The sequence below is a fragment of the Curtobacterium sp. MCLR17_045 genome (assembly GCF_003234405.1).
Lineage (GTDB): Bacteria > Actinomycetota > Actinomycetes > Actinomycetales > Microbacteriaceae > Curtobacterium > Curtobacterium flaccumfaciens.
Genome location: NZ_QKTB01000038.1, coordinates 20558 through 29057, shown reverse-complemented (window position 1 = coordinate 29057; position 8500 = coordinate 20558). Strand labels below are relative to the sequence as shown.

Here is an 8500-nt window from a genome sequence, read left to right as displayed (position 1 = left end):
GGCGCGCGGCACCGTGGGCGGGGGAGCCCCTCGGGGACCTGGCGCCGCTCGACCCGCCCGTGGCGTTCGGCTTCGCCTCGATGCCGAAGATCCCGCAGGTCGTCGACGTCGAGACCACGATCCGCGAACCCGCCTGACGCCGGCTGGCCCGCCCACGGTGCCGCCCGCCGGTTCCGTGCGTGCGCATGTTCCGACGATCCGCGCGTCGATCGACTCGTGTCCGGTCGCTCGATGCACACGCATCCGGTGCGTGTGCATGCAACGACGTTCCACCTGTCGATCGACGCGTGTGGTGTCGCTTCCTGCACACGCATGCACGGCTCGGAGGCCGGCGCGCGCCGGGCGGGGGCGGCGTGGCGGGCGTGCACCGGGCCTCCAGGCCGACCGCGACCGGACCGCGTCGACGCGCCGGGCTGACGCGTCCAGCGCCGGAGGGGCACACTGGTCGGAACGGTACGGCCCCGTGCACCGACGGTCGCACGTCGGCAGGAGCGGGGCGCATGACGCAAAGGAGCACCATGACCGACACACAGACGGACCAGCGCGCCGCCATCTCGGACATCGTCCACGGCGCCCACACGGCACTGCTCACCACGGTGAGCGAGGACGGGAACCTGCACGCCAGGCCCCTCGCGGTGCAGGACAAGACGTTCCACGGGACCCTGCGGTTCCTGGTGCAGGACGGCAGCGAGAAGGTCGAGGACATCGCGCGGAACCCGCACGTCAACGTCTCGATCGAGTCGCAGGGCGGGTACCTGTCCATCGCCGGGACCGCGACCGTGACCCAGGACGACTCGGTCGTCGACGAGCTGTGGTCCCCGTTCGCCGAGGCCTGGTTCCCCGAGGGCCGTCAGGACCCGTCGATCCGGCTGCTCACGGTCGAGGGGGTCTCCGTCGAGTACTGGACCCAGGACACCGGGCCGGTCGGCAGCCTGGTGCAGATGTTCAAGGCGGCGCTCGGTAAGCAGAGCCAGCCGGACACCGGCGACCACGGCACGGTCGAGCTCTGAGGCGCGACGCCTGACGCGTAGCGCGCGACGTCGTCGTCCTGTCCGGACGGCGGCGTTGCGTCGTAGCGGTGCGCCGCGCGCGGTGCTTGTGCTTGTGCGCGGTGCGCGGGCGGCGTGCCGCCGCCTGCGAGGGCTGTGCGTCAGCCGCTCACGGAGGGCCGAGCAGCCACAGCACCGCGACCAGGACCGGCTGCCCGGCCAACGCGGCCGTCACGAAGGTCCACCGCATCCAGGGCTTCGCGACCAGCTCGGGCGACCCGAACAGCGGCGCGAGCGGCATGAGCAGCCGCGGGGTCGAGGCCATCGGCAGCGACACCGCGAAGATGTAGAGCGCGTACGCGGCCGAGTACAGCACCGTCGTGGGCCCGAGCCGCAGCGTCGAGCGGCGGAGCAGCCAGATCGGGTACGTGACGAGCAGGAACACCACGATCAGGATCCCGCCCACGCCGAGCCAGCGGCCCGCGATGAGGAACCACGGCGTCAGCGGCACGAAGTCCACCCGGCCGATGAAGTTCACCCACCACGACATCTCGGTCTCCAGGTAGGCGTTCGGCGTCCCGGTGGCGTGCGAGGCGATCACCGGCCAGGCGAGCCCCGCGAGGACCATGGTCAGCCCCGCGGCGACGACCCGGACCTGCTCGCGGAGTGGGAAGCCCTCGAACACCCGGCCGGTTTCGCGCCGTGCACGGACCCACCGCACGAGTGCGACGACGCCGAGCACGAGCGGGATCGCCAGGGCACCGGGGCGGGTGAAGGCCGCGGCGACGCCGAGTGCCGTCAGTAGTCCGTAGCGCCGACGCTCCAGCGCGAGCAGCGCCCCGAACGACAGCGCGAGGAACATGCTCTCCGCGTACCCGACCTGCAGCAGGAACGACAGCGGACCGCAGCTGAAGAAGAAGACCGCCCACATCGCGGCGGCGTGCCCGGCGCGGTCCCGCACCAGGCGGTGCAGCAGGTAGGTGGCGAGCAGCCCGGCGACGATCGCCACGAGCGGGGCGCCGAGTTCGAACGGCACCCCGGTCGAGGCGGTCAGCGCCCGGATCGTGAAGGGGAACGCCGGTAGGAAGGCCCAGGCGTTCTGCGCGACGTTGCCGGCGGCGTCCAGCGGCAGCGCGTCCGGGTACCCGTGCAGCGAGATCTGCTCGTAGTACTGCCCGTCCCAGGCCACCAGGAATGCACCGAAGCCGTGCTCGTTGCCCCAGATCGCGTTGCCCGGAAGCGCGCGACCGATGAGCGGGTACGCGAGCGCGAGCCACAGGGTCGACAGGACCCGGCCGCCCGTCCAGACTAGCAGGACCGCCGCCCACGCCGGCAACGAGGCAACGGTGTCCAGGACACGTCGTCGACCGCTGGCCGTGCCCGCGGCGACCACGCCTGCACTGTCGGTGCGGCTCACGCGCGAGTTCCTCGGCGTTCGTGTGGTCGGGTCGGCACCCGGCCAGGGTAGTCGGCCCGAGCATGAGGATCGCCCGGAACTGCGCCTGGAGGCCCGTCCCGCGTCGTGTGCGCTGCGTCGCGTCCGGTGGGTGGCGGGTGCGGGGTCCGGCGGATGGTCGGTGCCGCGCCCGGTGTCCCGTCCGGTGTCCCGTCCGGTGGGCGGCCCGTCCGTGACGGCGCGGACGTCCGCGGGCATAGTCTCGGTGGGCGATGACGACGACGGCGACGACACCCAGACGACGGACGCGCAGCACGGCGGTCGCCGTGCTGGTGGCCGGGACCTTCTTCATGGAGCTCCTGGACGGCACGATCCTGGCGACCGCCGCCCCGGCCATGGGGCGTGACCTCGGGGTCGACTCCGCCGCGGTGGGCGTCACGATCACCGCGTACCTCGTGACCCTCGCGGTGTTCATCCCGGTGTCCGGCTGGCTCACCGACCGGATCGGTTCGCGGACCGTCTTCGCCGGGGCCATCGCGCTGTTCACGATCGCGTCGGCCCTGTGCGCGCTGTCCACGGGGCTGGTCGAGCTGACGCTGTGGCGCATCCTGCAAGGGCTCGGTGGAGCGCTCATGGTGCCCGTCGGCCGGCTCGTCGTGCTCCGGAGCGCCGGGCGCGAACAACTCGTCACCGCCATCGCCATCCTGACCTGGCCGGCCCTCGCCGCACCGATCATCGCGCCGTTCATCGGCGGGGTCCTCGTCGAGACGCTGTCGTGGCACTGGATCTTCCTCATCAACATCCCGCTCGGCGTCATCGCCTTCGTCGCCGCCCTGGTGCTCGTGCCACAGGAGCGTGCGGCGCAGCGGGTGCCGTTCGACTGGTTCGGGTCGCTGCTCGCCTGCGTCGGGCTCGGTTCGCTCGTGGTCATGGCCTCGCTGCTCGCGCTCGACGTCGTGCCGGTCACCGCGGTCGTCGTCTCCGGGGTCCTCGGCGCGGTCTGCTGCTGGCTCGCGATCCGGCACTTCCGCCGGGCTCCGCACCCGATCATGGGGCTCGATGCGTTCCGGCTCGAGACCTTCCGGGTGTCGCACGCCGGCGGCGGCCTGTTCCGCCTGGCGGTGTCCGCGGTGCCGTTCGTGCTCCCGCTGCTGTTCCAGGACGCCTGGGGTTGGAGCGCCGTGCTCGCCGGGTCCGCCGTGCTGTGGGTGTTCGTCGGCAACCTCGGCATCAAGCCGATGACGACCCCGTTCCTCCGTTGGTTCGGCTACCGCCCGGTGATCATCGTGTCGTCGGCCGTCGCCGCGCTGACCGTGGTCGCGATGGCGTTCATGACCGAGGGCACCCCGTTCTGGCTGCTCGCCGTCCTGCTCGTCGTCAGCGGTGCCGCCCGCTCGGTGGGCTTCACGGCGTACAACACCATCGCCTTCGCCGACGTCGAGCAGGCCGACATGACCCCCGCGAACACGCTGTCCTCGACGTTGCAGCAGACCGCCGCGGGCTTCGGTGTCGCCGTCGCCGCCGTGGTCATCCGCGCGGCCTCCGGGCTGGGCGGCGACGGGCCGTACGCAGCCGCGTTCTGGGTCATCGCCGCCCTGCTCGTGGTCGCCTGCGTGGAGGGCATCCTGATGAGTCGCACAGCGGGCGACACCGTCCGCCCGGTCCGCCGTGTCCGCGCCTGATCCCGCCGCTGTCCGTTTCCGTCACGGTCACACGGTGGAAACCCGGCAGGCGTTACAGTCTCAGCAACCGTCCGCGGTACCCGAGTACGGTGACCGCGGCAGGGTGACCGGAACACCCGGACAGGAAGGCAGCATGGCCGCGCCAGAGCAGCAGAGCACGATCGCATCAGAGCAGACCGTGCAGCCCACGCAGCTCCGTGTCGTCAGTTACAACCTCCGCGAGCACACCGCGAACAGCGAGCTCGCCGCACTGGCCGAGGCGTCCGACGCCGACGTCCTGTGCGTGCAGGAGTGCGACAGCAACGACCTCGCTCCCTCGATCGGTGGCCTCTCGCTCGCCGCGTCGACCCGCACCAACCGGCTCGGGCTCGCGATCTACAAGCGCGACGACCGCTTCGAGGTGCAGGACTTCAGCATCCACTCGCTGCAGAAGTCGCTGCACGACCGGGTCCTCGCACCCGCGCACGAACGGCTCATCGCGATGCACCTGCGCGACACCGAGGCCGACGCCGAGGTCGTCGTCGCGTCGTTCCACGCCTCGCCCCTGACCGCGACGAACTCCCTGCGCCGCAAGCAGATCGAGGCCGCGCACCAGTTCCTGCGCGAGCTGGCGAAGGACGTCCCCGCGGTCATGGTCGGCGACTTCAACTACCCGTGGTTCCAGACGAACCTGCGCCGCAAGATCGAGCAGGGCGGGTTCGCGCTGTCGCTGTCCGACCAGCCGACGTACCTGCGCTACCGCAAGTTCACGGGCCACTTCGACTTCGCGACGAGTGTCGGCCTGCACATCGCCGGCGTCGAGACCCTGCCGGCCGGCATCTCGGACCACCGCCCGATCCTGGTGCGTGCCCACTACGAGCACCCCGGCGAGACCGGCGCTGTCACCACCGTCGAGGCTCCCGCCGCCTGACCCACGTCGGCGCCGCTCGTGCCGACCGCCGAGGTCGCACGACATGCCGCGTGCGCATCGCCGAGTGGTCGGGAACTGTCGGTTACGGGGGCGTCGGGCGACGGTTCGTGCGACCTCGGCGGAGGTGAGCGGGGAGTCGTGACCGCTCGGCAGGGGGCCTTCGGGCGCGTCGGCGGTGCGTGCCGAGGTCGCACGACGTGCCGCGTGCGTGCCGCCGAGTGGTCGCAAACTGTTGGTTGCGGGGGCGTCGGGCGACGGTTCGTGCGACTTCGGCGGAGGTGAGCGGGGAGTCGTGACCGCTCGGCAGCACGTGCCGAGGTTGCACGACGTGCCGCGTGCGTGCCGCCGAGTGGTCGGGAACTGTTGGTTGCGGGGGCGTCGGGCGACGGTTCGTGCGACCTCGGCGGAGGTGAGCGGGGAGTTCCGACCGCTCGGCAGGGGGGCCTTCGGGTGCGTCGGCGGTGCGTGCCGAGGTCGCACGACATGCCGCGGGTGTGGCGCCGAGTGGTCGGGAACTGTTGGTTGCGGGGGCGTCGGGCGACGGTTCGTGCGACCTCAGCGGAGGTGAGCGGGGAGTCGTGACCGCTCGGCGCACGACGCTGGGCGCGTCCGTCCGGGCGGCGACGCACCGGAGGCCCGGTGCCGGTCTCGTGGACCGGCACCGGGCCTCCAGGGAGTCGCCCTCAGAACCCGCGAGCCGCGAGCAAGCGTCAGCGACGCAGCGTCGCCCGCGCCAAGCGGTTGCCGATGAACTGGCCGAGCTGCACGATGACGACGATCGCCGCCACCGAGACGTAGACCACCCACCAGTCGTAGCGCTGCGAGCCGTAGGTGATCGCGTACTCGCCGAGCCCGCCACCACCGATCAGCGCACCCTGCGCCGTCATGTCGACGATGCCGATGTAGATGAACGTGTAGCCGAGGATCAGGGGGCCGAGACCCTCGGGGATGAGCACGGTCAGCAGGATCGAGACCGGGTGCGCACCCGAGGCCCGAGCCGCCTCGACGACGCCCGGGTCGACCGACAGCAGGTTCTGCTCGACGATCCGGGACACCGCGAAGGCCGCGGCCAACGAGATCGCGAAGGTCACCGCGGGGACACCGATCGTGGTCTGCACGACGACCCGCGACAGCGGCGCGATCGCCGCGAGGAAGATCACGAACGGGATCGGGCGGATCAGGTTCACGAACACGTTGAGCACCGTGTACGCGGTGCGGTTGCCGAGGACGTTGCCCGGCCGGGTCGCGTAGAGCAGCAGGCCGAGCGCGAGGCCGATGACCCCGGCGATGACCAGCGAGATCAGCGACATCACGATGGTGTCGCGGATGGCGGCGAGGAAGACGTCGAACGTGTCGATCACGCTCTGGAACGAGTTGTTGTTCACGCGGCGGCCTCCTCGTCGGTCGTGACGCCGTCAGCGCGGAGTGCGGCGATCGCGGCGTCGATGGCGCCGGACCGGCCGGAACCGCCTGGCCCACCGGGACCGCCACTGGCGTCGCTCAGCTCGTAGGTGAGCGACCCGATCCGACGCTCCCGGATCTCGCCGACCCCGCCGTAGACGAGCTCGGCGGAGACCCGGGCGGCCCGGAACGCGGCGTCGATGCGGTTCTGCAGCCCGGCCTCGTCGGTGATCTGCACCGTGACGAGCCGACCCGGGTGGCGGTCCCGCAGGCGCCGGAGCGTCTCGGCGGAGGGCCGGTCGTGCAGCGCGGTGCGGACGAAGCGCTGCGCGGCGCCGGTCTTCGGGGTCGAGAACACGTCGTAGACGTCGCCGACCTCGACGACCCGCCCCTGCTCCATCACGGCGACCCGGTCGGCGATCTGCCGGACGGCGTCCATCTCGTGCGTGATCACGATGATGGTGACGCCGAGCTCTCGGTTGACCCGGCGGAGCAGCGCGAGCACCTCGGAGGTGGTCTCCGGGTCGAGGGCGCTGGTCGCCTCGTCGGCGAGCAGCAGGTCGGGCGACGCGGCGAGGGCGCGGGCGATGCCGACGCGCTGCTTCTGGCCGCCGGACAGCTGCTCCGGGTAGGCGTGGGCGCGCTCGAGCAGGCCGACGAAGTCGAGCAGCTCGGCGACGCGACGGTTCCGCTCGGCCTTCGGCACACCGGCGACCTTGAGCGGGTACGCGACGTTGCCGGCGATCGTGCGGGACCGGAACAGGTTGAACTGCTGGAAGATCATCCCGATGTTGCGACGCGCCAGACGGCGGTCCCGCTCGGGGATCGCCGTCAGTTCGCGGCCCGCGACGGTCACCGTGCCGGAGCTCGGCAGCTCCAGCGCGTTGACCAGGCGGACCAGGGTGGACTTGCCGGCACCGGAGTACCCGATGACGCCGAGGACCTCTCCCTGGTGCACGTCCAGGGAGACGTCCTCGACGGCCACCACGGTCTCGCCGGTGTCGGCGCGGCGGTAGTGCTTCGAGACGCCGCGGAGTTCGACGAGGACCGGCACTACTGCTTGGCCGCCTTCGCGTCCTGCTCGACCTGGGCGAGCTCGTCCTGCAGCTTCGAGGCGCTCTCGTCGCGGGCGACGGCCTCGGGCAGGTCCTTCGCGAAGGCCTTCTGCACGGCGTCGTCCTGGAACAGCTCCGCGAGGTCGAGGTAGGTCTTGTTGCCCTTGTCCTCGTCGCGGACGGCGAAGACGTTCACGTACGGGGCGGCGCTCGCGCTCGAGGGGTCGTCCTGGTAGATCGCGTCCGAGATCGGCAGACCGGCGGCGGTGGCGAAGTTGTTGTTCACGACGGCGGCGGCGACGGAGCCCTGCTGCAGCGCGTTCGCGGTCTGCGAGGCGTCGAGGGGCTGGACGTCGACCTTCTTCGTCTCGATGTCGTCGGCGGTGGAGAACGCCGAGCCGCCGTCCTTCAGGGTGATCAGGTCGGCCGCCTGCAGGATCAGGAGCGCACGGGCCTGGTTGATCGAGTCGTTCGGGATCGCGACCTTGGCGTTCGCGGGCAGCTCGGACGGCTTGTCGTACTTCGTCGCGTAGAGCGGCAGTGGGTACACGGCGGTCGAGCCGATCGGCTGCAGGTCGTCGTTCGAGGTGACGTTGTAGTCCGCCAGGTACTGGATGTGCTGGAACTGGTTGATGTCCAGCTGGCCGTCCTTGAGGGCGGGGTTCGGCAGCGAGTAGTCCGAGAAGTTCGTCAGCTTGACGGTGACGTTGAGCTTGTCCTTCGCGAGCTTCGTGTACGTGCTCCAGTAGCCGAGCGACTTGTCCGCGACACCGATCGTGACGGTCTTCGGGGCGGCGTCGCCGGCGGCACCGGCGTCGTTGCTCCCGGATCGGAGGGCTCCGACGACGACGGCGACGACGATCGCCACGACGACGATCGCGGCCGCGACGATCCAGCCGATCGGGCGCTTGCCCTTCGGCTTCTCGGGCAGTGCGGGGGCTGCGGACATGCTGGTGCTCCTCGTGGGCCGTGCGTGTGGGGGAGCCGCGGTGGTCCGCGGCGTGGAGACGAGTGTGACGTGCGGTCCACCCCCGGAGCGAGTTCCGTTCCGTCGTGTTACGCAGCAC

General features: G+C 71.3%; 7 protein-coding genes. 3 read left to right on the top strand and 4 right to left on the bottom strand.

The genetic code is table 11. The features are described from left to right. Nucleotides 1-518: 518 nt before the first annotated feature. Nucleotides 519-1010, top strand: coding sequence for a pyridoxamine 5'-phosphate oxidase family protein (locus DEJ05_RS18220; protein WP_071405093.1), 492 nt, complete (start codon nucleotides 519-521; stop codon nucleotides 1008-1010). A 148-nt stretch (nucleotides 1011-1158) separates the two neighbouring features. Here the strand turns inward: DEJ05_RS18220 and DEJ05_RS16470 are convergent, their stop codons facing one another. Then, nucleotides 1159-2406: a hypothetical protein gene (locus tag DEJ05_RS16470; RefSeq protein WP_111038148.1), complete on the bottom strand. Its 1248-nt coding sequence runs from the start codon at nucleotides 2404-2406 to the stop codon at nucleotides 1159-1161. A 251-nt stretch (nucleotides 2407-2657) separates the two neighbouring features. Here DEJ05_RS16470 and DEJ05_RS16465 point away from each other — a divergent pair, with 251 nt between their 5' ends. Beyond that, nucleotides 2658-4067, top strand: a complete 1410-nt coding sequence (locus DEJ05_RS16465) for an MFS transporter (RefSeq protein ID WP_111029339.1) — start codon at nucleotides 2658-2660, stop codon at nucleotides 4065-4067. 133 nt (nucleotides 4068-4200) lie between these two features. Next, nucleotides 4201-4977, top strand: coding sequence for an endonuclease/exonuclease/phosphatase family protein (locus DEJ05_RS16460; RefSeq protein WP_071405095.1), 777 nt, complete (start codon nucleotides 4201-4203; stop codon nucleotides 4975-4977). Between the two features lie 710 nt (nucleotides 4978-5687). On the opposite strand, the gene DEJ05_RS16455 is transcribed toward DEJ05_RS16460, so the two are convergent. The 3 genes from DEJ05_RS16455 to DEJ05_RS16445 are packed head-to-tail and all read right to left on the bottom strand — an operon-like array spanning nucleotide 5688 to nucleotide 8382. Continuing rightward, nucleotides 5688-6362: a methionine ABC transporter permease gene (locus DEJ05_RS16455; protein WP_017888525.1), complete on the bottom strand. Its 675-nt coding sequence runs from the start codon at nucleotides 6360-6362 to the stop codon at nucleotides 5688-5690. Then, the gene (locus DEJ05_RS16450; RefSeq protein ID WP_111029340.1) at nucleotides 6359-7432 is read right to left on the bottom strand and encodes a methionine ABC transporter ATP-binding protein; all 1074 of its coding nucleotides are present in this window, start codon (nucleotides 7430-7432) and stop codon (nucleotides 6359-6361) included. The genes DEJ05_RS16455 and DEJ05_RS16450 overlap by 4 nt, the downstream gene beginning before the upstream one ends. Continuing rightward, nucleotides 7432-8382, bottom strand: coding sequence for a MetQ/NlpA family ABC transporter substrate-binding protein (locus DEJ05_RS16445; RefSeq protein WP_110863447.1), 951 nt, complete (start codon nucleotides 8380-8382; stop codon nucleotides 7432-7434). The genes DEJ05_RS16450 and DEJ05_RS16445 overlap by 1 nt, the downstream gene beginning before the upstream one ends. Nucleotides 8383-8500 lie beyond the last annotated feature (118 nt).